Annotated in this window: 39 protein-coding genes and 1 pseudogene; 38 read left to right on the top strand and 2 right to left on the bottom strand. The window is 41.1% G+C overall.

Going from position 1 to position 21,797, the window contains the following annotated elements:
* The first annotated feature begins 110 nt into the window (after nucleotides 1-110).
* Nucleotides 111-1,445 (top strand): NCS2 family permease, encoded by a 1,335-nt coding sequence (locus tag ERX37_RS06470; protein ID WP_133429860.1) that lies wholly within the window; start codon nucleotides 111-113, stop codon nucleotides 1,443-1,445.
* A 34-nt stretch (nucleotides 1,446-1,479) separates the two neighbouring features.
* Here ERX37_RS06470 and ERX37_RS06465 read toward each other — a convergent pair whose 3' ends face one another.
* On the bottom strand, nucleotides 1,480-1,869 hold the full coding sequence (locus ERX37_RS06465) for a hypothetical protein (protein WP_133429859.1): 390 nt from the start codon (nucleotides 1,867-1,869) through the stop codon (nucleotides 1,480-1,482).
* Between the two features lie 347 nt (nucleotides 1,870-2,216).
* Between ERX37_RS06465 and rpsJ the strand changes: the two genes are divergently transcribed.
* The 37 genes from rpsJ (at nucleotide 2,217) to ERX37_RS06280 (ending at nucleotide 21,364) form a co-directional block, all read left to right on the top strand.
* Nucleotides 2,217-2,525 (top strand): 30S ribosomal protein S10, encoded by a 309-nt coding sequence (gene rpsJ, locus ERX37_RS06460; protein ID WP_096077503.1) that lies wholly within the window; start codon nucleotides 2,217-2,219, stop codon nucleotides 2,523-2,525.
* 25 nt (nucleotides 2,526-2,550) lie between these two features.
* Nucleotides 2,551-3,213, top strand: coding sequence for a 50S ribosomal protein L3 (rplC, locus tag ERX37_RS06455; RefSeq protein ID WP_133417835.1), 663 nt, complete (start codon nucleotides 2,551-2,553; stop codon nucleotides 3,211-3,213).
* Between the two features lie 25 nt (nucleotides 3,214-3,238).
* Nucleotides 3,239-3,862: a 50S ribosomal protein L4 gene (gene rplD, locus ERX37_RS06450; RefSeq protein WP_133429858.1), complete on the top strand. Its 624-nt coding sequence runs from the start codon at nucleotides 3,239-3,241 to the stop codon at nucleotides 3,860-3,862.
* Nucleotides 3,862-4,137, top strand: a complete 276-nt coding sequence (gene rplW / locus ERX37_RS06445; RefSeq protein ID WP_133429857.1) for a 50S ribosomal protein L23 — start codon at nucleotides 3,862-3,864, stop codon at nucleotides 4,135-4,137. Before rplD ends, rplW begins: the two co-directional genes overlap by 1 nt.
* Nucleotides 4,138-4,172: 35 nt before the next feature.
* Nucleotides 4,173-5,003 carry a 50S ribosomal protein L2 gene (gene rplB / locus ERX37_RS06440; protein WP_133429856.1) on the top strand — a complete coding sequence of 277 codons (831 nt, stop codon included), beginning with the start codon at nucleotides 4,173-4,175 and terminating at the stop codon, nucleotides 5,001-5,003.
* A gap of 65 nt (nucleotides 5,004-5,068) precedes the next feature.
* Complete coding sequence (gene rpsS, locus ERX37_RS06435) at nucleotides 5,069-5,347, top strand: 30S ribosomal protein S19 (protein WP_133429855.1); 279 nt, start codon at nucleotides 5,069-5,071, stop codon at nucleotides 5,345-5,347.
* Nucleotides 5,348-5,371: 24 nt separating this feature from the next.
* Entirely contained in the window at nucleotides 5,372-5,713 is a 342-nt protein-coding gene (gene rplV, locus ERX37_RS06430) for a 50S ribosomal protein L22 (protein ID WP_133429854.1), read from the top strand.
* Nucleotides 5,714-5,740: 27 nt separating this feature from the next.
* Nucleotides 5,741-6,394 carry a 30S ribosomal protein S3 gene (gene rpsC, locus ERX37_RS06425; protein ID WP_133429853.1) on the top strand — a complete coding sequence of 218 codons (654 nt, stop codon included), beginning with the start codon at nucleotides 5,741-5,743 and terminating at the stop codon, nucleotides 6,392-6,394.
* Between the two features lie 2 nt (nucleotides 6,395-6,396).
* Entirely contained in the window at nucleotides 6,397-6,831 is a 435-nt protein-coding gene (gene rplP / locus ERX37_RS06420; protein WP_133429852.1) for a 50S ribosomal protein L16, read from the top strand.
* Nucleotides 6,821-7,033 carry a 50S ribosomal protein L29 gene (gene rpmC, locus ERX37_RS06415; RefSeq protein ID WP_133417843.1) on the top strand — a complete coding sequence of 71 codons (213 nt, stop codon included), beginning with the start codon at nucleotides 6,821-6,823 and terminating at the stop codon, nucleotides 7,031-7,033. The genes rplP and rpmC overlap by 11 nt, the downstream gene beginning before the upstream one ends.
* A 22-nt stretch (nucleotides 7,034-7,055) precedes the next feature.
* Nucleotides 7,056-7,319 (top strand): 30S ribosomal protein S17, encoded by a 264-nt coding sequence (gene rpsQ, locus ERX37_RS06410; RefSeq protein WP_133429851.1) that lies wholly within the window; start codon nucleotides 7,056-7,058, stop codon nucleotides 7,317-7,319.
* 29 nt (nucleotides 7,320-7,348) lie between these two features.
* Nucleotides 7,349-7,717, top strand: coding sequence for a 50S ribosomal protein L14 (gene rplN, locus ERX37_RS06405; protein ID WP_133429850.1), 369 nt, complete (start codon nucleotides 7,349-7,351; stop codon nucleotides 7,715-7,717).
* Nucleotides 7,718-7,746: 29 nt separating this feature from the next.
* Complete coding sequence (rplX, locus tag ERX37_RS06400) at nucleotides 7,747-8,052, top strand: 50S ribosomal protein L24 (protein ID WP_133429849.1); 306 nt, start codon at nucleotides 7,747-7,749, stop codon at nucleotides 8,050-8,052.
* A gap of 24 nt (nucleotides 8,053-8,076) precedes the next feature.
* Nucleotides 8,077-8,616 carry a 50S ribosomal protein L5 gene (rplE, locus tag ERX37_RS06395; protein ID WP_133429848.1) on the top strand — a complete coding sequence of 180 codons (540 nt, stop codon included), beginning with the start codon at nucleotides 8,077-8,079 and terminating at the stop codon, nucleotides 8,614-8,616.
* A 29-nt stretch (nucleotides 8,617-8,645) separates the two neighbouring features.
* Nucleotides 8,646-8,831 (top strand): 30S ribosomal protein S14, encoded by a 186-nt coding sequence (gene rpsN, locus ERX37_RS06390; protein ID WP_133429847.1) that lies wholly within the window; start codon nucleotides 8,646-8,648, stop codon nucleotides 8,829-8,831.
* A gap of 29 nt (nucleotides 8,832-8,860) precedes the next feature.
* Nucleotides 8,861-9,259, top strand: coding sequence for a 30S ribosomal protein S8 (rpsH, locus tag ERX37_RS06385; protein WP_133429846.1), 399 nt, complete (start codon nucleotides 8,861-8,863; stop codon nucleotides 9,257-9,259).
* Nucleotides 9,260-9,288: 29 nt separating this feature from the next.
* A complete protein-coding gene (rplF, locus tag ERX37_RS06380; RefSeq protein WP_133429845.1) occupies nucleotides 9,289-9,825 on the top strand; it encodes a 50S ribosomal protein L6 in 537 nt (178 codons plus the stop codon).
* A 24-nt stretch (nucleotides 9,826-9,849) separates the two neighbouring features.
* Complete coding sequence (gene rplR, locus ERX37_RS06375; RefSeq protein ID WP_133429844.1) at nucleotides 9,850-10,206, top strand: 50S ribosomal protein L18; 357 nt, start codon at nucleotides 9,850-9,852, stop codon at nucleotides 10,204-10,206.
* A gap of 18 nt (nucleotides 10,207-10,224) precedes the next feature.
* Nucleotides 10,225-10,722, top strand: coding sequence for a 30S ribosomal protein S5 (gene rpsE / locus ERX37_RS06370; RefSeq protein ID WP_133429843.1), 498 nt, complete (start codon nucleotides 10,225-10,227; stop codon nucleotides 10,720-10,722).
* Between the two features lie 13 nt (nucleotides 10,723-10,735).
* Entirely contained in the window at nucleotides 10,736-10,915 is a 180-nt protein-coding gene (gene rpmD / locus ERX37_RS06365) for a 50S ribosomal protein L30 (protein WP_133417851.1), read from the top strand.
* Nucleotides 10,916-10,944: 29 nt separating this feature from the next.
* The gene (gene rplO, locus ERX37_RS06360) at nucleotides 10,945-11,385 is read left to right on the top strand and encodes a 50S ribosomal protein L15 (protein ID WP_133429842.1); all 441 of its coding nucleotides are present in this window, start codon (nucleotides 10,945-10,947) and stop codon (nucleotides 11,383-11,385) included.
* Nucleotides 11,385-12,674, top strand: coding sequence for a preprotein translocase subunit SecY (gene secY / locus ERX37_RS06355; RefSeq protein WP_133429841.1), 1,290 nt, complete (start codon nucleotides 11,385-11,387; stop codon nucleotides 12,672-12,674). Before rplO ends, secY begins: the two co-directional genes overlap by 1 nt.
* 15 nt (nucleotides 12,675-12,689) lie before the next feature.
* On the top strand, nucleotides 12,690-13,337 hold the full coding sequence (locus ERX37_RS06350) for an adenylate kinase (protein WP_133429840.1): 648 nt from the start codon (nucleotides 12,690-12,692) through the stop codon (nucleotides 13,335-13,337).
* Nucleotides 13,338-13,525: 188 nt separating this feature from the next.
* Nucleotides 13,526-13,744 (top strand): translation initiation factor IF-1, encoded by a 219-nt coding sequence (gene infA, locus ERX37_RS06345; protein ID WP_133417855.1) that lies wholly within the window; start codon nucleotides 13,526-13,528, stop codon nucleotides 13,742-13,744.
* 32 nt (nucleotides 13,745-13,776) lie between these two features.
* Nucleotides 13,777-13,890, top strand: coding sequence for a 50S ribosomal protein L36 (rpmJ, locus tag ERX37_RS06340; RefSeq protein WP_003156543.1), 114 nt, complete (start codon nucleotides 13,777-13,779; stop codon nucleotides 13,888-13,890).
* 18 nt (nucleotides 13,891-13,908) lie between these two features.
* A complete protein-coding gene (rpsM, locus tag ERX37_RS06335; RefSeq protein WP_133429839.1) occupies nucleotides 13,909-14,274 on the top strand; it encodes a 30S ribosomal protein S13 in 366 nt (121 codons plus the stop codon).
* A gap of 22 nt (nucleotides 14,275-14,296) precedes the next feature.
* Nucleotides 14,297-14,686: a 30S ribosomal protein S11 gene (rpsK, locus tag ERX37_RS06330; RefSeq protein ID WP_133429838.1), complete on the top strand. Its 390-nt coding sequence runs from the start codon at nucleotides 14,297-14,299 to the stop codon at nucleotides 14,684-14,686.
* Between the two features lie 81 nt (nucleotides 14,687-14,767).
* A complete protein-coding gene (locus ERX37_RS06325) occupies nucleotides 14,768-15,712 on the top strand; it encodes a DNA-directed RNA polymerase subunit alpha (RefSeq protein ID WP_133429837.1) in 945 nt (314 codons plus the stop codon).
* Between the two features lie 18 nt (nucleotides 15,713-15,730).
* Entirely contained in the window at nucleotides 15,731-16,099 is a 369-nt protein-coding gene (gene rplQ, locus ERX37_RS06320; protein WP_133417859.1) for a 50S ribosomal protein L17, read from the top strand.
* Between the two features lie 220 nt (nucleotides 16,100-16,319).
* Nucleotides 16,320-16,673 carry a hypothetical protein gene (locus ERX37_RS06315; protein ID WP_133429836.1) on the top strand — a complete coding sequence of 118 codons (354 nt, stop codon included), beginning with the start codon at nucleotides 16,320-16,322 and terminating at the stop codon, nucleotides 16,671-16,673.
* Between the two features lie 127 nt (nucleotides 16,674-16,800).
* Nucleotides 16,801-17,592: an energy-coupling factor transporter ATPase gene (locus ERX37_RS06310; protein ID WP_133429835.1), complete on the top strand. Its 792-nt coding sequence runs from the start codon at nucleotides 16,801-16,803 to the stop codon at nucleotides 17,590-17,592.
* Nucleotides 17,589-18,440 (top strand): energy-coupling factor transporter ATPase, encoded by an 852-nt coding sequence (locus ERX37_RS06305; RefSeq protein ID WP_133429834.1) that lies wholly within the window; start codon nucleotides 17,589-17,591, stop codon nucleotides 18,438-18,440. Before ERX37_RS06310 ends, ERX37_RS06305 begins: the two co-directional genes overlap by 4 nt.
* On the top strand, nucleotides 18,433-19,230 hold the full coding sequence (locus ERX37_RS06300) for an energy-coupling factor transporter transmembrane component T family protein (RefSeq protein ID WP_133429833.1): 798 nt from the start codon (nucleotides 18,433-18,435) through the stop codon (nucleotides 19,228-19,230). Before ERX37_RS06305 ends, ERX37_RS06300 begins: the two co-directional genes overlap by 8 nt.
* Before the next feature lie 9 nt (nucleotides 19,231-19,239).
* Nucleotides 19,240-20,064, top strand: a complete 825-nt coding sequence (gene truA / locus ERX37_RS06295; RefSeq protein WP_133429832.1) for a tRNA pseudouridine(38-40) synthase TruA — start codon at nucleotides 19,240-19,242, stop codon at nucleotides 20,062-20,064.
* A 117-nt stretch (nucleotides 20,065-20,181) separates the two neighbouring features.
* Nucleotides 20,182-20,619: a 50S ribosomal protein L13 gene (gene rplM, locus ERX37_RS06290; protein ID WP_133417864.1), complete on the top strand. Its 438-nt coding sequence runs from the start codon at nucleotides 20,182-20,184 to the stop codon at nucleotides 20,617-20,619.
* A 19-nt stretch (nucleotides 20,620-20,638) separates the two neighbouring features.
* On the top strand, nucleotides 20,639-21,031 hold the full coding sequence (gene rpsI, locus ERX37_RS06285; protein ID WP_133429831.1) for a 30S ribosomal protein S9: 393 nt from the start codon (nucleotides 20,639-20,641) through the stop codon (nucleotides 21,029-21,031).
* A 147-nt stretch (nucleotides 21,032-21,178) separates the two neighbouring features.
* The gene (locus tag ERX37_RS06280; protein ID WP_133429830.1) at nucleotides 21,179-21,364 is read left to right on the top strand and encodes a hypothetical protein; all 186 of its coding nucleotides are present in this window, start codon (nucleotides 21,179-21,181) and stop codon (nucleotides 21,362-21,364) included.
* A 133-nt stretch (nucleotides 21,365-21,497) separates the two neighbouring features.
* On the opposite strand, the pseudogene ERX37_RS06275 reads toward ERX37_RS06280, so the two are convergent.
* Nucleotides 21,498-21,767, bottom strand: a pseudogene (locus tag ERX37_RS06275) (helix-turn-helix domain-containing protein); the annotation flags it as partial.
* Nucleotides 21,768-21,797: the final 30 nt, after the last annotated feature.

Here is a 21,797-nt window from a genome sequence, read left to right as displayed (position 1 = left end):
TTTTACGAATAATAAAACATTTTAATCTGATAATGTTCGAATTTTACATTGCTTTTTTATATGGCACATAATAGAATATACAAGTATTTAATAAAGTTAAGGGAGAACGTATGAGAAATTATTTCAAGTTTGACGAACTCGGCACTAATTACAAACGAGAGATTCTGGGAGGTCTGACGACATTCCTTTCTATGGCCTATATACTGGCGGTCAATCCAGCGATGTTATCACTCAAAGGGGTAGAGGGTATACCTGAGTCGATGCGAATGGATGCGGGTGCTGTATTTGTAGCCACTATACTCGCATCAATTGTCGGCTGTTTATTTATGGGTCTGATTGCAAACTATCCAATCGCACTTGCGCCAGGTATGGGGCTGAATGCTTTCTTCGCCTTCACTGTTGTTCTGACATATGGTATTCCGTGGCAGATTGGTCTGACAGGTGTCCTATTCTCCGGTGTGATATTTGCCCTCCTGACGATGAGTGGCTTGCGTGAGACGATTATTAATGCGATACCATTTGAATTGAAGCTTGCAGTATCAGCAGGTATTGGTCTCTTTATTACTTTTGTAGGATTAAAGGGTTCAGGTATTATTGCAGCGAATCCAGAGACGCTTGTGACGATGGGGAATATTCATGACCCGCATGTTTTACTTGCGGTAGCAGGGATTCTGCTTACTGTTATTCTGATGGCGCGTAAAGTGCCGGGCAGTATTTTTATTGGAATGATACTGACTGCAATCATCGGTATGGTATTCGGACTTATTGATCCACCTAAACAGATTGTCGGTCAGATTCCAAGTGTGGAACCAACATTCGGAAAAGCATTTGAAGCATTTGCGAATCCGGGACAACTCTTCACATGGCATTTCTTTGTCGTTGTTTTAACGTTCTTATTCATTGATTTCTTTGATACGGCAGGTACTTTAGTTGCGGTTGCAAACCAGGCAGGATTCGTTAAGGATAACAAACTGCCACGTGCAGGCCGTGCATTATTTGCTGATTCACTTGCAACGATGACAGGTGCTGTTTTCGGTACATCGACGACGACATCTTATATTGAATCATCTGCGGGTGTAGCAGTCGGCGCACGTACAGGTTTTGCCAGTGTAGTGACAGCTATGTGTTTCGCGCTTGCACTCTTCTTCTCGCCACTTATGTCCGTTGTGACTTCAGCAGTAACAGCACCAGCGCTCGTTATCGTAGGTGTGCTCATGGTTTCAAGTCTGAATCAGATTGAATGGAATCGATTTGAAATAGCAGTGCCGGCCTTTCTGACGATGATTATGATGCCGCTGACATATTCAATCGCAACAGGGATTGCATGTGGCTTCATCTTCTATCCAGTCACTATGATTATGGCAGGCAGACGTAAAGAGATTCATCCGATTATGTATGTGTTGTTTGTCGTTTTCGTCGTCTACTTTGCGGTCGTTAAACACTAAAAAAAGCATGGCTCATGAGCCGTGCTTTTTTTTATTATCTTCTATTAACTGTTTTATCTGTATCGCCACCGTAATACACACGTGTGTTACCATATTGAGCTGGCATACTCATCAGACGGATGATGAAGTAAACGAGTACGAAGGTCATGATCCAGTGCAGCAGCATGCCGATGACAGGAATGAATGCGAGTAAACTGAATACGATGCCCATTACAGGAACCCATAGCAGCTCTTTAGAGCGGCCATAGCGGTCTGCGAACATGATAATTGCCATTATGCCGAAAAGTAAGATACTCGTACCAAGAGGTGCCCAGCCGAGTGATAATATATAGGTACCACCTAAACCGGGTATGCCTAGAAAGACTTCACGCAATAAAGCGATGATGCCGAGTACTAATAATAAGATACGAAATGAATTCTTCATATGAAACCTCCTTGTCATTCTTCTATCTTCTAATAAAAAGTCCTCCTTAATGGAAGATACTTCAATTATATCATGTTAGTCTTTAGACTTTAAGCACTATGACTTGCACACCCTATCTTTAATAGGTAGAATATAAAAATACGGTTTGAAAATAAATTCAACAATTATTGTGTAAAGTGTTGATTTTTACGGCAAAGTCCTGTATTATATCTACTGTTGGACTTTTAAAAGCGATGAAGCGAGAGGTTACTGACACACCCGGCCGCTTTGCCATGGCGATGTGTGAGACAATTTTCGTGGAGAAGTCTATCAAACCAAAATAGACGACATTTAGAGGAGGTAAAGTAATGGCAAAACAAAAAATTCGTATTCGTTTGAAAGCGTATGATCACCGTGTGATCGATCAATCAGCTGAGAAGATTGTAGAAACGGCAAAACGTTCAGGTGCTGAAGTATCTGGTCCGATTCCGTTACCAACTGAAAAAACAGTTTACACAATCATTCGTGCCGTGCATAAATACAAAGACTCACGTGAACAATTTGAGCAACGTACGCACAAACGTCTTATCGACATTGTTAACCCTACACCTAAAACAGTTGATGCTCTTATGGGCTTAAACTTACCATCAGGCGTAGACATCGAAATCAAATTATAATTTAAAGTAGGAGGTGCGACTTTCGATGACCAAAGGAATCTTAGGAAGAAAAGTGGGAATGACTCAAGTATTCGCTGAAAACGGTGAGTTAATTCCAGTAACTGTAGTAGAAGCAGCACAAAACGTAGTATTACAGAAAAAAACTGAAGAAGTTGATGGTTACTCATCAGTTCAAATCGGTTTTGAAGACAAACAAGCATACAAAAAAGACCGCAAGTCTAATAAATATGCAACTAAGCCAGCTGAAGGCCATGCTAAAAAAGCAGGCACAGCGCCTAAGCGCTTCATTCGTGAATTCAGAAACGTAGATGCTTCTGAATACGAAGTAGGTCAAGAAGTCACTGTGGATGCGTTCCAGACTGGTGACATCGTTGACGTGACGGCAACTTCAAAAGGTAAAGGTTTCCAAGGCGCTATCAAACGCCACGGACAGTCACGTGGACCAATGAGTCACGGTTCTCGTTACCACAGACGCCCAGGTTCAATGGGTATGGCATCTGACGCTTCTAAAGTATTCAAAGGTAAAGCATTGCCAGGCCGTATGGGCGGTAATACTGTTACTATGCAGAACTTAGAAATCGTTAAAGTTGATGTTGAAAACAACGTTATCTTAGTAAAAGGTAATGTACCAGGACCGAAAAAAGGATTAGTTAAAATCCAGACTTCAATTAAAAAAGGCAATAAATAATAGCTGAAAGGAGGACATAAGCATAATGGCTAATTATGATGTATTAAAAGTAGATGGATCTAAAGCAGGTTCAATCGAATTGAACGATAACGTGTTCGGTATCGAACCTAATCAACATGTATTATTCGAAGCAATCAATCTTCAACGTGCTTCACTTCGTCAAGGGACTCACGCAGTGAAAAACCGTTCAGCAGTACGCGGTGGTGGTCGTAAACCTTGGAAACAAAAAGGAACAGGACGTGCCCGTCAAGGTACAATCCGTGCGCCACAATGGCGTGGTGGTGGTATCGTATTCGGACCAACACCAAGAAGCTACTCTTACAAAATGCCTAAGAAGATGCGTCGTTTAGCACTTCGTTCAGCATTATCAGCTAAAGTAAGAGACAACGAATTCACAGTGCTTGATGCATTAACATTCAATGCACCAAAAACAAGAGAATTCAAATCAATGACAGCAACACTTGAGTTACCAAGAAAAGTGTTATTCGTTATTGACGCTGAAGATATTAACGTATTCTTATCAGCACGTAACATCCCTGGTGTGACAGTCGTAACTGCAACAGGTCTGAACGTATTAGATATCGTTCATGCAAACCAAGTAGTAATGACTCAAGCAGCAGTTCAAAAAGTAGAGGAGGTGCTCGGTTAATGGAAGCTCGCGATATCATTAAGCGCCCCGTTATTACTGAACGTTCATCTGAGCAGATGGCTGACGATAAATACACATTCGATGTAGATACTCGTGCTAACAAAACTCAGATCAAAATCGCTATCGAAGAAATCTTCGACGTGAAAGTTGATAAAGTGAACGTAATGAACTACAAAGCGAAAAAGAAACGTGTAGGCCGTTATACTGGTTACACAAATAAAAGAAGAAAAGCTATCGTAACATTAAAAGAAGGAACAATTGATTTCTTCAACTAAAAAAATCCATTTACCATTAAGGAGGTAAAACGACAATGGCAATTAAACATTATAAGCCAATTACAAATGGTCGTCGTAATATGACTGGTTCAGATTTCGCTGAAATTACGTCAACGTCACCTGAAAAGTCATTACTTGAGCCCCTTCCGAGAAAAGCGGGTCGTAACAACCAAGGTAAACTGACAGTTCGTCACAGAGGTGGCGGTCATAAACGTCAATACCGTGTAATTGATTTCAAACGTAATAAAGACGGTGTTCCAGGTAAAGTCGCTACAATCGAGTACGATCCAAACCGTTCAGCGAACATCGCATTAATCCACTATCTTGATGGGGAAAAACGTTATATTATCGCTCCTAAAGGCTTAGTTGTAGGTCAAATGATCAGCAACGGTCCAGAGTCTGATATTAAATTAGGTAACGCATTACCACTTCAAAATATTCCAGTGGGTACAGTTATTCACAACATCGAGTTAAAACCAGGTAAAGGTGGTCAGTTAGTACGTTCAGCTGGTACATCTGCTCAAGTACTTGGTAAAGAAGGTAAATACGTTCTTGTCCGTCTTAAATCAGGTGAAGTTCGTATGATTCTTTCAACTTGCCGTGCTACAATCGGTCAAGTAGGTAACGAACAACATGAACTGATTAATATCGGTAAAGCCGGTCGTTCAAGATGGAAAGGCAAACGCCCAACAGTTCGTGGTTCTGTAATGAACCCTAACGATCACCCACACGGTGGTGGTGAAGGACGTTCACCAATCGGACGTAAATCTCCAATGTCTCCATGGGGTAAACCAACCCTTGGTAAGAAAACTCGTAAGAAGAAAAACCGTTCTAACAAACTTATCGTTCGTGGACGTAAGAAATAATAAAAACAACTTGCTGGCTGCGGCATAAGTCGCAGCAAACAGCAGGATAAGAGGGAGGCGCCACAATGGCTCGTAGTCTTAAAAAAGGACCTTTCGTTGATGAACACTTAATGAAAAAAGTTGAAGCAATGGAAGCAAACACTAAAAAATCAGTAATTAAAACTTGGTCTCGTCGCTCTACTATTTTCCCTAACTTCATCGGCCACACAATCGCAGTATACGATGGACGTAAACACGTACCTGTATTCGTAACTGAAGATATGGTTGGACATAAATTAGGCGAATTCGCACCTACACGTACTTACAAAGGTCACGGTGCAGACGACAAGAAAACTAGACGCTAATTTCATATTTAAGGAGGAGAAACCATGGAAGCAAAAGCGGTAGCAAGAACAATCCGTATCGCACCTCGTAAAGTGAGATTAGTTTTAGATCTTATCCGAGGTAAAGAAGTTGGCGAAGCAATTGCCATCTTAAAATTGACAAACAAAGCATCTTCACCAGTGGTTGAAAAATTATTAATGTCAGCTTTAGCAAATGCTGAGCACAACTATGACATGAACATTGACAGTTTAGTGGTTAAAGAAGCTTATGCTAACGAAGGTCCGACATTAAAACGTTTCCGTCCACGTGCACAAGGCCGTGCGAGCGCGATCAACAAACGTACAAGTCATATCACTCTCGTAGTAGCAGATAAAGAAGCTAAATAATTAATATCTCATTAAGGAGGGAATACAGTGGGTCAAAAAATTAATCCTATCGGACTTCGTGTCGGTATCATCCGTGACTGGGATGCGAAATGGTATGCAGAAAAAGATTTCGCTACTCTGTTACACGAAGACTTAAAAATTCGTAAATATATCGCAGAAAACTTAAAAGACGCTTCTGTTTCTCGTGTAGAAATCGAACGTGCAGCTAATCGCGTAAACATCGCTATCCACACTGGTAAACCAGGTATGGTTATCGGTAAAGGCGGTTCAGAAATCGAAAAATTACGTAATGCATTAAACTCTTTAACGGGTAAACGTGTACACATCAACGTTGTTGAAATCAAGAAAGTTGATATGGATGCAACACTTGTTGCTGAAAACATCGCTCGTCAATTAGAAAACCGTGCTTCATTCCGACGCACACAAAAACAAGCAATCCAACGCGCTATGAAACTTGGAGCTAAAGGTATCAAAACTCAAGTATCAGGTCGTTTAGGTGGTGCGGATATCGCACGTGCTGAGCAATATTCAGAAGGAACTGTTCCACTTCATACATTACGTGCTGACATCGATTATGCACATGCTGAAGCAGACACTACTTATGGTAAATTAGGTGTTAAAGTATGGATCTACCGTGGAGAAGTTCTTCCTACTAAGAAGTCTAGTGAAGGAGGAAAATAATAATGTTATTACCGAAACGTGTAAAATACCGTCGTCAACATAGACCTAAGACAACTGGTCGTTCAAAAGGCGGAAATGAAGTAACATTTGGTGAATATGGTTTACAAGCTACTACAGCTTCTTGGATCACATCACGTCAAATCGAATCTGCTCGTATCGCAATGACTCGTTATATGAAACGTGGCGGGAAAGTTTGGATTAAAATCTTCCCACATACACCATATACTAAAAAACCTTTAGAAGTCCGTATGGGTTCTGGTAAAGGTGCCGTTGAAGGCTGGGTAGCAGTAGTTAAACCTGGACGTATCATGTTCGAAATCGCGGGGGTTCCAGAAGAAACAGCTCGTGAAGCATTACGTTTAGCATCTCACAAACTTCCAGTGAAAACTAAGTTTGTAAAACGTGAAGAATTGGGTGGTGACACAAATGAAAGCTAAGGAAATTAGAGATTTAACCACTTCTGAAATTGAATCAAAAGTAAAAGCGCTTAAAGAGGAACTTTTCAACCTACGCTTTCAGTTAGCAACAGGTCAACTTGAAAATACAGCACGTATTCGTGAAGTTAAGAAATCAATCGCACGAATGAAAACTGTTGTACGTGCAAGAGAAATTGAACAACAAAAAACTGAACAAAAATAATTGAAAAGAGGAGGACACTCTAGTGAGCGAAAGAAATAATCGTAAAGTTTACACTGGTAAAGTTGTATCTGACAAAATGGATAAAACAATCACAGTATCAGTTGAAACTTATAAAACTCATTCTTTATATGGCAAACGTATCAAGTATACAAAAAAATATAAAGCACATGATGAAAACAACTCAGCGAAAATGGGCGATATCGTAAGAATTATGGAAACACGTCCTTTATCAGCTACAAAACGCTTCCGTTTAGTCGAAGTAGTTGAAGAATCAGTAATCATTTAATTATTAATAGATAAAGGAGGTCACTCAGAATGATCCAACAGGAATCACGCTTAAAAGTAGCCGATAACTCTGGTGCTCGTGAAGTATTAACTATTAAAGTATTAGGCGGATCTGGCCGTAAAACAGCTAACATTGGTGACGTTATTGTATGTACCGTTAAAAATGCTACACCAGGTGGCGTTGTTAAAAAAGGTGACGTTGTTAAAGCTGTTATCGTTCGTACTAAATCTGGTGTTCGTCGTAACGACGGTTCTTACATCAAATTTGACGAAAACGCATGTGTTATCATCCGTGATGATAAAGGTCCTCGTGGAACTCGTATCTTCGGACCAGTTGCTCGTGAATTACGTGACGGCAACTTCATGAAAATCGTATCATTAGCACCTGAAGTATTATAATAATATAGAGAAAGAGGAGGTGTCCCGACATGCATGTGAAAAAAGGCGACAAAGTTATCGTTATCACAGGTAAAGATAAAGGTAAAACAGGAACTGTAATTGAAGCACTTCCTAAAAAAGATCGCGTTGTAGTTGAAGGTGTTAACATCATCAAAAAACACCAAAAACCAACACAAATGAATCCAGAAGGCGGAATCGAAGAGCGCGAAGCTGCGATTCACGTTTCTAACGTAATGTTACTGGATCCTAAAACGAACAAACCAACACGTGTCGGCTACAAAGTAGAAGACGGTAAAAAAGTTCGTGTTGCGAAGAAGTCTGGAGAAATCATTTAATAATCTTGGAAGGAGGTTCTCACTTTGACTCGTTTAAAAGAAAAGTTCAATAATGAAATTACACCTGAATTGATGAAAAAGTTTAACTACTCATCAGTAATGGAAGTACCAAAAATCGATAAAATCGTTGTGAATATGGGTATCGGTGATGCTGTTCAAAACTCTAAAGTATTAGATACTGCAGTTGAAGAACTTCAAGCAATCACTGGTCAAAAACCAATGGTTACTAAAGCTAAAAAATCTATCGCGACTTTCCGTTTACGTGAAGGTATGCCGATCGGTGCTAAAGTAACATTACGTGGCGAAAGAATGTACGAATTCTTCGACAAATTAGTTAACGTATCATTACCTCGTGTACGTGACTTCCGTGGTATCTCAAACAAAGCGTTTGATGGCCGTGGTAACTACACACTAGGTGTGAAAGAACAATTAATTTTCCCTGAAATTGACTATGATAAAGTAAGTAAAGTACGAGGAATGGATATCGTTATCGTTACAACGGCTAACACTGACGAGGAAGCTCGTGAATTGTTAACTCAATTCGGTATGCCATTTCAAAAGTAATCTCTAATCTAATAGGAGGCTAAAACTTAATGGCTAAAAAATCAATGATCGTTAAACAACAACGTGAACCTAAATTCAAAGTTCAAGGTTATACACGATGTGAGCGTTGCGGACGTCCACATTCAGTTATCCGTAAATTTAAACTTTGCCGTATTTGTTTCCGTGAATTAGCTTACAAAGGCCAGATTCCTGGCGTTAAAAAAGCAAGCTGGTAAAATTAAAGAGTTGAAAGGAGGATATTTTAATGACAATGTCAGATCCAATCGCAGATATGCTAACTCGCGTGCGTAACGCTAACATGGTTCGTCACGAGAAATTAGAGTTCCCTGCATCAAACATTAAAAAAGAAATCGCTGAAATCCTTAAAAAAGAAGGTTTCGTGAAAAGCGTAGAATATATCGAAGATGATAAGCAAGGTGTTATCCGTATGTTTCTTAAATATGGTTCTAACAACGAGCGTGTTATCACTGGTTTAAAACGTATCTCTAAACCTGGTTTACGTGTATACGCAAAAGCTGATGAGCTTCCTAAAGTATTAAATGGTTTAGGTATCGCATTAGTTTCAACTTCTGAAGGTGTTTTAACTGATAAAGAAGCGCGTCAACGTAACATCGGTGGAGAAGTATTAGCTTACATCTGGTAAGAATTAATTAAAGAAGGAGGTGCCGACAGATGAGTCGTGTTGGTAAGAAAATTATTGACATCCCTGCTGGTGTAGAAATCAAGATCGATGGACACACAGTAACAGTTAAGGGTCCTAAAGGTGAATTAACAAGAACATTTAACGAAGATATGACATTCAACTTAGAAGAGAACACTTTAGAAGTAGTGCGTCCTTCTGAGTCTAAAGCACACAAAACAATTCATGGTACTACTCGTGCGTTACTCGCAAACATGGTTGAAGGTGTTGCTAAAGGATTTGAAAAGAAACTTGAGTTAATCGGGGTTGGTTACCGTGCTCAAATGCAAGGCAAAAACTTAATTCTTAACGTTGGTTACTCTCACCCAGTTGAAATCGTTGCAGAAGACGGTATCACATTATCTGTTGAGAAAAACACAAGCGTTAAAGTTGAAGGTATCTCAAAAGAGCGCGTAGGTGCGATTGCTTCAACAATTCGTGCTACTCGTCCACCAGAACCTTACAAAGGTAAAGGTATCCGTTACGAAGGCGAATATGTTCGTCGTAAAGAAGGTAAAACTGGTAAGTAATTAACTTAAGAAAGGAGTATTTAAATGATCGCTAAAATCGATAAGAACAAAGTACGTTTAAAAAGACATGCTCGTGTACGTAGCAAATTAGCTGGTACAACTGAACGTCCACGTTTAAACGTATACCGTTCTAATAAACATATCTATGCTCAAGTAATTGATGACGCACAAGGCGTTACGATTGCACAAGCATCTACTCAAACATTAGGATTAGATGCAGGATCAAATGTAGAAGCAGCTAAAAAAGTGGGCGAAGCAGTCGCTAAAGCAGCCGTAGAAAAAGGAATCACAGCAGTCGTGTTCGACCGCGGAGGTTACTTATACCACGGACGTGTTCAAGCGCTCGCTGAAGCAGCTCGTGAAAACGGACTTCAATTTTAATAAAAGGAGGTATACTTAATGCGTCGTGAAAGAGAAGTAAAAGAATTTGAAGAACGCGTAGTTACAATTAACCGTGTTTCTAAAGTAGTTAAGGGTGGACGTCGTATGCGTTTCACTGCACTTGTAGTCGTTGGAGATAAAAAAGGCCGCGTTGGTTTCGGTACTGGTAAAGCACAAGAAGTACCAGAAGCAATCAAAAAAGCGATCGAAGATGCAAAGAAAAACTTAATCACTGTTCCTCGTGTTGAAGGTACTACACCTCACCAAGTAACAGGTCGTTTCGGTGCGGGTAGCGTATTAATTAAACCTGCTGCACCTGGTACAGGTGTTATCGCTGGTGGACCAGTTCGTGCCGTACTTGAACTTGCAGGTATCACTGATATCTTATCTAAATCATTAGGTTCAAACACACCAATCAACATGGTTCGCGCGACAGTTGAAGGATTAAAAGAACTTAAAGTGGCTGAAGAAGTAGCACAATTACGTGGTAAAACAGTCGAAGAACTATTAAATTAAGGAGGGCATACAAATGGCTAAATTACAAATTTCCCTCACTCGTAGTATCATCGGTCGTCCTGAAACACAACGTAAGACTGTTGCTGCTTTAGGTCTCAAAAAAATGCATCAGACAGTTGAAGTTGATGACAACCCTGCGATTCGTGGGCAAATCAATAAAGTAAGTCACTTAGTGACAGTTAAAGAAGTATAATTAAGATTATCAATTAAGGAGGTGCCGTAATGAAATTACATGAGATGAAACCTGTTGAAGGTGCTCGTAAAGAACGTAACCGTGTCGGCCGTGGTATGGCTTCAGGTAACGGTAAAACAAGTGGACGTGGACATGGTGGTCAGAACTCTCGTTCAGGCGGTGGCGTAAGATTAGGCTTCGAAGGTGGTCAATTACCATTATTCCGTCGTCTTCCTAAACGTGGTTTTACTAACATTAACCGTAAAGAATATGCTATCGTTAACGTAAGCGAATTAGATCGTTTCGAAGAAGGTACTGAAGTAACGCCAGCTTTATTACTTGAAACTGGTGTGGTCAGTAACGAAAAATCAGGAATCAAAATTCTTGGTAACGGTGAACTATCTAAAAAGCTTACAGTAAAAGCTCATAAATTCTCAGCTTCAGCAATTGAAGCAATTGAAAGTAAGGGCGGAACTCACGAGGTGATCTAATGTTTGAGACACTCAAGAATTTCTTTACAACTAAAGAAGTTCGTAGCAAGATATTGTTTACACTCGCAATGTTATTAATCTTTAAAATCGGAACTTATATTCCGGTTCCAGGTGTGAACCCCGAAGCGTTTGAAACTCAGGCGAATACCGGTGTGACTGATTTATTCAACACATTCGGTGGGGGCGCACTGAAGAACTTCTCTATTCTTGCAATGGGGATAATGCCTTATATCACAGCATCAATCGTCATGCAGCTGCTGCAGATGGATGTTGTACCCAAACTGACTGAATGGTCAAAACAAGGAGAAGTAGGACGTAAGAAAATCACACAAGTGACACGTTACTTCACTATCATCCTTGCTTTCATTCAAGGTCTGGGAATGAGTTATAGCTTTAACAATATGCTTGGAGGCCAGTTAATCGATAATACATCAATCTGGAACTTCTTGTTGATTGCGCTTGTTTTAACAGCAGGAACTGCATTCTTAGTGTGGTTAGGTGAACAGATCACCGTATACGGAGTAGGTAATGGTATATCCATGCTGATCTTCGCTGGTATTTTATCTGCGATTCCTACAGCACTTGGACAGTTTTATCAACAGAGTTTCGTTGGTGCCGATGATACAACAATGGCATTCCTGAAAGCAATTGGCTTACTTGTAGGTATGATTTTATTAACAGCGGGTGCGGTGTTCGTACTGCAGGCAGTACGAAAAATTCCGATTCAATATGCTAAACGTCAAACAGGCAATCGTCTAGCACCTCAAGCGACATTCCTTCCTATGAAGGTTAATGCAGCTGGGGTCATTCCAGTTATCTTCGCTATGGCATTCTTCATGTTACCGAAGACACTGACACTGTTCTTTCCTAAACAGGAATGGGCACAGAACATTGCCACTTATGCAGATCCAACGCATGGAGTTGGCATGGTCATCTATGTATTACTGATTATTGCTTTCTCTTACTTCTACGCATTTGTACAGGTTAATCCTGAACAGATGGCTGAGAACTTAAGAAAGCAAGGCAGTTATGTACCAGGTATTCGTCCTGGTAAATCAACTCAGGACTATATCACGCGTGTCCTGTATCGCTTAACTTTTGTAGGTTCGTTGTTCTTGGCAGCTATCTCAATACTGCCGCTGATCGCAACGTCATTCATGAACTTACCTCAATCACTACGTATTGGTGGAACAAGTTTACTGATCGTTATCGGTGTAGCACTTGAAACAATGGCTCAATTAAAAGCACAGCTTAATCAACGTGAATATAGAGGTTTCAGAAGACGTTAGTAGGAGGGAATATTAATGAATATCATTTTAATGGGTTTACCTGGTGCAGGTAAAGGAACTCAAGCGAGTGAGATTATTAAGAAGTACCCTATCCCACATATTTCAACTGGTGACATGTTTCGCGCTGCTATCAAGAATGGTACAGCTCTCGGTAACGAGGCTAAATCATTCATGGATAAAGGCGAACTTGTACCGGACGAAGTGACTATTGGTATAGTGAAAGAACGTTTAGCAGAAGAAGATGCTAAAAAAGGATTTTTACTTGATGGATTTCCGCGTACAGTTGAACAGGCTGAAGCACTGAACGATATTCTTGCTGATGCAGGTCGTAAGATCGAAGCTGTCATCAATATCGAAGTTCAGGAAGAAGAACTGATGAACCGTCTGACGGGACGTCGTATCTGTGAAACTTGCGGAACGACTTATCATCTTGTATTTAATCCTCCAAAAGTAGAAGGTATCTGTGATATCGATGGTGGTAAGTTATATCAACGTGAAGATGATAATCCAGAAACTGTTGCTAATCGACTGAGCGTCAATATTAAGCAGACTAAACCGCTGCTCGATTTCTATCGTGCACAAGGTGTGCTGAAAAATATTGATGGTTCAAGAGATATTCAGGACGTAACAGCTGACGTTGAAAGTATATTAACTAACCTTTAATTCATAATACCGTTTCGCCTCCGGGTGAAGATACTTTTAATGTTCCAAAATCGATCATTGTGATAAGACGTTATCCTCACCTAAAGTCCAAACAAGTCGATAGATTTATGACAATGAATCATTTATAATAGATGAGTTGACAATGTATATTGACTGTCTTGAAACTTAAAAAAAGGGGGCAAATGATAATGGCTAAGCAAGATGTTATTGAATTAGAAGGTACAGTACTTGATACTTTACCGAACGCAATGTTTAAAGTAGAACTCGAAAATGGACATGAGATTTTAGCACATGTAAGTGGTAAAATTCGTATGAACTATATCCGTATTCTTCCTGGCGACAAAGTAACAGTGGAAATGAGTCCATATGATCTTACTCGTGGACGCATCACGTATCGTTTCAAATAAACGAACTCCATCATAAATAGGAGGTTATAAACATGAAAGTAAGACCATCAGTTAAACCAATCTGTGAGAAATGTAAAGTTATCCGCAGAAAAGGTAAAGTAATGGTAATTTGTGAAAACCCAAAACACAAACAAAAACAAGGATAAAATGGAGGTGCACTATAAATGGCACGTATCGCAGGTGTAGATATCCCTCGTGAGAAACGCGTTGTAATTGCGTTGACTTACATTTATGGTATCGGTAAAACTTCCGCACAAAAAATTCTTTCAGAAGCTGGAATTTCTGAAGATACACGTGTGCGCGACTTAACAGAAGATGAATTAAACAAAATCCGTGAAACAGTTGATGGTTACAAAGTTGAAGGTGACCTTCGTCGTGAAAGAAACTTAAACATCAAACGTCTGATGGAGATTTCTTCATACAGAGGTATCCGTCACCGTCGTGGTTTACCAGTTCGTGGTCAAAACACTAAAAACAATGCACGTACTCGTAAAGGCCCAGTTAAAACTGTAGCTAACAAAAAGAAATAATAAGTAAAGGAGTGAAACATAAATGGCTCGTAAACAAGTATCTCGTAAACGTAGAGTTAAAAAGAATATTGAAAACGGTGTAGCTCACATCCGTTCAACATTCAACAATACAATCGTCACTATCACTGACGAATTCGGTAATGCTTTATCTTGGTCATCAGCTGGTGCGTTAGGTTTCAGAGGTTCTCGTAAATCTACTCCATTCGCAGCACAAATGGCTTCAGAAACTGCTTCTAAAGCAGCGATGGAACACGGTTTAAAAAATGTTGAAGTAACAGTTAAAGGACCTGGTGCAGGTCGTGAAGCAGCAATCCGTGCTTTACAATCAGCTGGTCTTGAAATCACTGCTATTAAAGACGTTACACCAGTTCCTCACAACGGTTGTCGTCCACCCAAACGTCGTCGCGTATAATTTTTCTTAGTACTCAAGTTCATTTACAATAGCAGTAGCACTAAAAATAATTATTCGACGTTGTTGAAGGAGGATAAATAAATGATTGAAATCGAAAAGCCTAGAATTGAGACAATAGAAATCAGTGAAGATTCTAAATTCGGTAAATTCGTTGTTGAACCGTTGGAACGTGGTTATGGGACAACTTTAGGAAACTCCTTGCGTCGTATCCTACTTTCTTCATTACCAGGTGCGGCTGTTAAACACATCGAAATCGAAGGCGTTCTGCACGAATTCTCTACTGTAGAGAACGTAGTAGAAGACGTTACAACAATGATCATGAACATCAAAGGCCTTGCGCTTAAAATCTACTCAGATGAAGATAAAGTGCTTGAAATTGATGTAAAAGACGAAGGCGTTGTAACTGCTAAAGATATCATGCATGACAGCGACGTTGAGATTTTAAATCCAGATTTAAAAATCGCAACTGTATCTAAAGGTGGACACCTGAAAATGCGTTTAATCGCAAGTGCAGGTCGTGGCTATGCTTTAGCTGAAGATAACAATACGAGTGATTTACCAATTGGTGTCATTCCAGTGGATTCACTGTATACACCGGTTGAGCGTGTGAACTACACAGTTGAAAATACACGTGTAGGTCAAAGTACGAATTTTGATAAATTAACATTAGATGTATGGACAGACGGATCATTAACACCACAGGAAGCAGTTTCTTTAGGTGCTAAGATTATGACTGAACACTTAAACATCTTCGTTAACTTAACAGATGAAGCACAAAACGCTGAAATCATGATTGAAAAAGAAGAAGATCACAAAGAAAAAGTACTTGAAATGTCGATTGAAGAATTAGACTTATCAGTACGTTCTTATAACTGCCTTAAACGTGCAGGCATTAACTCTGTACAGGAACTTGCAGATAAATCTGAGGCGGACATGATGAAGGTCCGTAACTTAGGACGCAAATCACTGGAAGAAGTTAAGTTTAAACTCGAAGACTTAGGTCTTGGATTAAGAAAAGAAGACTAGTAGAAGGAGGTACGATTCATGGGTTACAGAAAATTAGGCCGCACTTCAGATCAACGTAAAGCGATGTTACGCGATTTAGCTACATCTTTAATCGTGAACGAACGTATCGAAACAACTGAAGCTCGCGCAAAAGAATTACGTAAAATCGTTGAGAAATTAATCACTTTAGGTAAACGCGGGGACTTACATGCTCGTCGTCAGGCAGCACAAGTCTTACGCCGTGTTGAAATCACTAATGAAGATGACACTACTCAATTCGCAGTACAAAAATTATTCAATGAAGTAGCACCACGCTATAACGAGCGTCAAGGTGGATACACTCGTATCATGAAAGTTGGACCACGTCGCGGAGACGGTTCAGAAATGGTAATCATTGAATTAGTATAATCCGGTTTATAGAGATCACTTATCTTACACACATACTATAAGCAAATGAGTGCAACGATAATGTTTACCACACATAGATATTGTCTAGCTCAGAGTATTCTGCCACAATTGAACATTCATATGCGTGAACTCCTGTGGCAGAGTGCGCGCTTTTTTCATTCTTGGCATATCAGAATCCTACTCACTTGTATGGATTCTTTTTTTATAGGGGGCTCGCATTATGGCTTACGTTAAATTGTTAACAGCATGGAAGAATCAGGATCTCAGTCAGATTGAAGAAATACTTGCACCAGAATTGCATGCGACTTTTGTAAGTCATGATAATATTGTTATTTATAACATGGAACGAGTTAACCAGATCTTCAAGGACCGTTTTAGTCAGCTTCAGGAGTGGACGTTCGATGTGCATTACCGTGCTCATCGCGCGGATCAGGAGATTGTAGCTTCTACGATTACGCGGGAAGATGAGGAGGAGAATGTTCTGGAAAGAGCATTCACCATTCTGACATTCGCGCCGACATCACTTGGACAGCAGCTGATTCGCATTCATATGGAGACAGAGTTAGATCATTAAACGGCACTATAAAAACTTCCGGATATTTCGGGAGTTTTTTTAATTAGATGAAGAATAGCAGACTGCAAGATGTTTCTCTTTTTTTGCGTTTTGAATTTGCTATACTAATGAGAAAGGGGGGAAGAGTATGCTTGAAGTGAGTCATATCAGCTACCAGTACGAGAAACAGGAGACAGCAGCACTGACAGATGTCTCTTTCTCCATCAATCGAGGAGAATGGGTCTCTATCGTCGGGCATAACGGCTCAGGTAAATCGACACTGGTCAAACTGCTCGGTGCGATTCTGCCGCTGCAGGAAGGACGTATTACTGTAGAGAGTCTGGCTGTGAGCGAAGTAAATAGTTATGATATCCACGGCAAGGTCGGTATGGTCTTTCAGAATCCTGACAATCAGTTTGTAGGTGCCACTGTGGAAGATGATATCGCGTTCGGCTTAGAGAATTATGGGATTGACTATGAGGAGATGCACAGACGGGTAGACACAGTGCTGGATGCTGTCTCGATGCATCATATGAAGACGCATGAGCCGCATCATCTGTCAGGTGGTCAGAAGCAGCGTGTGGCCATTGCAGGCGTTATTGCTCTGAGACCGGATATTATCATTCTGGACGAAGCGACGGCCATGCTGGACCCTGAAGGACGGCGGGAAGTGCTATCAGTGATCCGCCAGCTGCAGCATGACTTAAATCTCACGGTCATTGCGATTACGCATGATTTGGAAGAGACGGTCGAAGCTGACCGGCTGCTCGTGATGCATCAAGGCCGTCTCTTGATGCAGGGAACTCCGCAAGACTTATTTGAACGAGGAGATGAACTGCAGGCGCTCGGTTTACCTCTGCCGTTCTCAATGCGGATGTATCAGCTGATAACAGGTGAATCAAAATTTGTGAAGGATGAGGAGCTGCTGACTTACTTATGATTAATTTTCAACATGCAGGCTTCGCCTACTCAAAAGGCACACCATTTGAAGTGCGTGCGCTCTATGACATTACGACCACACTCGAACTGGGTGCGTATTATGCTGTTATTGGACACACTGGTTCCGGTAAATCGACATTGATCCAGCATTTGAACGGGCTCTTAAAGCCCACTGAAGGGTCTATACAGTTCGATGACTTAATAGTGAGCACTAAGACTAAGAACAAGCATCTAGCACCGCTCAGAAGGCGTGTGGGGATCGTCTTCCAGTTTGCAGAACAGCAGCTGTTCGAGGAGACAGTACTGAAGGATATTATATTTGGACCGCTTAATTACGGTGTCCCTCATGTAGAAGCAGAAGCAAGAGCCTATAAACTGATGGATTTGCTGCAGCTGGACCCCTCACTGCTGGACCGTTCACCCTTTGATCTGTCAGGCGGGCAGATGAGACGCGTTGCGATAGCAGGTGTCCTTGCGATGGAGCCTGAAATACTAGTACTGGATGAACCGACAGCAGGTCTCGATCCGCGTGGACAGCAGGAAATCATGCAGCTGTTCGATACGATTCACCAAGAGACGGGCATGACGATTATTCTCGTCACGCACCAGATGGATCAGGCTGCGACAGCGGACCGTATTACCGTGCTGCACGAAGGGACGATTGTAGAGGAGGGGACACCTGAAGTCATATTCAGTCTGGACCTCTCGCCGTATAACCTCATGCCCCCTAAAGTCGTTCAGCTGCAGCGTGCTGTCGAAGAGAAGCATGCGATTCAATTCCCGCGCCTGGCATTAACGATGGAAGATTTCACAGCGATGTATCAGGACTGGAGGGCTGACCATGCTTGATAAGATGGTACTCGGCAGATATGTGCCGATGGATTCATTTGTACATCGTCTCGATCCGCGCATGAAGCTGCTCTTCGTCTTCCTGATGACCATCATCATCTTCTTTGCCAATAATGTCGTCACATATGCGGTATTAATACTGATTGTGCTCATAACACTCTATTTAGCGAAGTTAAAGCTATCCTTTGTGCTCGGTGGGCTGAAACCGATTCTGCTGCTCCTGATCTTTACGCTCGTCATGCATATCTTCTGGACGAAAGGGGGCGGCACACTATTCAGTCTGAGCTTTATCACGGTCGACCGGAACGGTGTGGAGCAAGGTATCTTCATTACATTAAGATTTGTCCTTATTATTTTCCTGACCACTATTATGACGCTGACGACGAGTCCCATTTCACTGACGGATGCTATCGAGACACTTTTCAGACCGCTGAAGAAAATCAGAATTCCTGTACATGAGCTGGCGCTGATGATGTCCATTGCACTCCGTTTCATTCCGACATTGATGGATGAGACGCAGAAAGTCATGCGCGCCCAGATGTCACGCGGCTCTGATATGACGACAGGCAATGTGATGAAGCGACTGAAGGCGCTCGTCCCTCTACTTGTCCCTCTCTTTGTATCGGCATTTAAACGGGCAGAGGACCTGGCTGTTGCTATGGAAGTGAGAGGCTACCGCGGGGATATCAACCGCACGAAGTATCGCAGACTGAACTGGCAGATGACTGATACACTGACACTCCTGGCCATTATTCCGATTGCGATTATTATCCTTTATTTTAGAAACTAGAGGTGGACCATGCGTTTTTTATTACAGATTACTTATAACGGTGCAGGCTTTCAAGGATTTCAGATCCAGAACGAAGGCCGCACCGTCCAATATGAACTGGAGCGTATACTGAAGCGGATGCATAAACAGTTTGTACGCATCCATCCGTCATCAAGAACGGATAGAGGCGTGCATGCACTCTGTCAGTACGTCCATTTCGACACACATCTGAACTTAACACCGGAGAAATGGCAGCATGCCTTCAATTCGGCGCTCCCTGACGATATATATGTCACAGAGGTCAAGCGAATCTCGGAAGACTTTCATAGCCGCTATGACTGTATCGGTAAAGCATACCGCTATAAAATCTACCAGGGACTACATCGTGACGTGATGAAGACCGGGATAGAGACGTATTATCCGCACGAACTGGATCTTGACTTGATGAACGAAGCGGCTCAACACTTCCTCGGTACCCATGACTTCACATCCTTCTGTTCAGCAAAGACAGAAATCGAGAATAAAGAGCGCACCATCTACAGCTTCAAGGTGACAAAGACACCGGACGGCTATGACTTCCACGTCATTGGTTCAGGCTTCCTCTACAACATGGTCAGAATCATGGTGCAGCATTTGCTCGATATCGGACAAGGCAAAAAAGACGGCAGCGAGACAGTAGCCATCATCGCAGCACGTGACAGAAAGGTTGCAGGCAAGACCGCGCCCGCAGAAGGACTCTATCTCGAGAAGATTTATCTGACAGCAGAAGAGCTCGAGCAGGACGTGCCAGCAGGTACAAAAATAATCATGAAAAATCACCCCAAACCATTGACAACTGACCCCGGAATGTTATAAGATAAACAACGGTATTGTTTAATATCAACCACTACAATAAGCCCCGGAATCTTATTGTGTTACAGATATATAGACAGAAATCAGAGGGAATTTTTTTTATTTTAGGAGGAAAAACACATGCGTCAAACATTCATGGCAAACGAATCAAACATCGAACGCAAATGGTACGTTGTTGATGCAGAAGGACAAACATTAGGTCGTCTTTCTTCAGAAGTAGCATCTATCTTACGCGGTAAACACAAAGCAACTTATACACCACACGTTGACTGTGGCGATCACGTCATCATCATCAACGCTGAAAAAATCTACCTTTCAGGTAACAAACCAGCAGACAAAGTATACTACCGTCACTCATTACATCCGGGTGGTTTAAAATCAATCACTGCAGGTGAATTACGTGAGAAAAACCCAGTACGCTTACTTGAAACATCTATCAAAGGGATGTTACCAAAAGGTTCACTCGGCGACAAAATGGGCAAAAAATTACACGTATACGCTGGACCAGAACACAAAAACCAAGCACAACAACCTGTAAACTACGAGTTACGTGGTTAATTAAGAGGAGGACAATAAATTGGCACAAGTTGAATACCAAGGCACAGGCCGTCGTAAACATTCAGTAGCACGCGTACGTTTAGTACCGGGCGAAGGTAACATCACTATCAACAAACGTGACGTACGTGATTACTTACCATTTGAATCATTAATCTTAGACTTAAACCAACCATTCGATATCACTGAAACTAAAGGAAACTACGACGTATTAGTAAACGTACGTGGTGGAGGTTTCACTGGACAAGCACAAGCAATCCGTCACGGCATCGCACGTGCATTACTTGAAGCGGATCCAGAATACCGTGGTTCATTAAAACGCGCGGGCATGTTAACACGTGACCCACGTATGAAAGAACGTAAAAAACCAGGTCTTAAAGGCGCTCGTCGTTCACCACAGTTCTCAAAACGTTAATATTTCGTTATTATATATCAACACTCTTCAGTTTAGACTGGAGAGTGTTTTTATTTATCAAATAATCTACAATATGATAATTTTTGTAATAAAGGGTATTCTGATATTAAGAAGTAGAATTAAAAGAAAGCAGGGAGAGGAATAGATATGGCTAAAAAAGAAATGAAGACGATGGCATACGGTTCATCTGCTTTAAGACTACAGACGAAACAAGGTATACTTTTTAATACAGGTGTTGAACTTATAGCGGTTCTGGATACTGAAACAGGTGAAGTAACGTTTAAAATTTCAGATGAAGATTTGCAGAAAGTAAGAGAGCAAGAAAAGAAATAATGACTTAATGCAATGAAATATTTTTTATCATTTCGTTCGTCAAAATAAGCTAGACAATTTCTCATCTTCGATGAAACTCATAAATACTTCCAAAGGTATCCTGTAACCAAGAAATTTTCTAGATCGTTTATTTACTGAGCTGATGCTTGGGAAGGATGATCTTACGTCTTCCACAACGGGTTTTTCTCTTCTTATAGTTCTGATAGAATTCCAGTGCAGATGTACCTGCTTTGAATGCATTAATTACATTATAGACGGTCTGTCTTGAACGTTTAACTCTCCGGCAGATCTCACTGACCGAAATTTTCTGGTAGTAATATGATTCTATGAACGCAAGTTCATCCGTGGTAAGATGTGTATAGACCATTTGTGCTAACTCCTTATGTTTTCTTTGGTCGGAAATATATATTGAGTTTAGCACAGAAGGCTTTTT

It is taken from the genome of Macrococcus hajekii (assembly GCF_004359505.1).
Lineage (GTDB): Bacteria > Bacillota > Bacilli > Staphylococcales > Staphylococcaceae > Macrococcus > Macrococcus hajekii.
The sequence above is the reverse complement of the archived record's forward strand: the minus strand, read 5'-3'. Positions and strand labels throughout refer to the sequence as shown.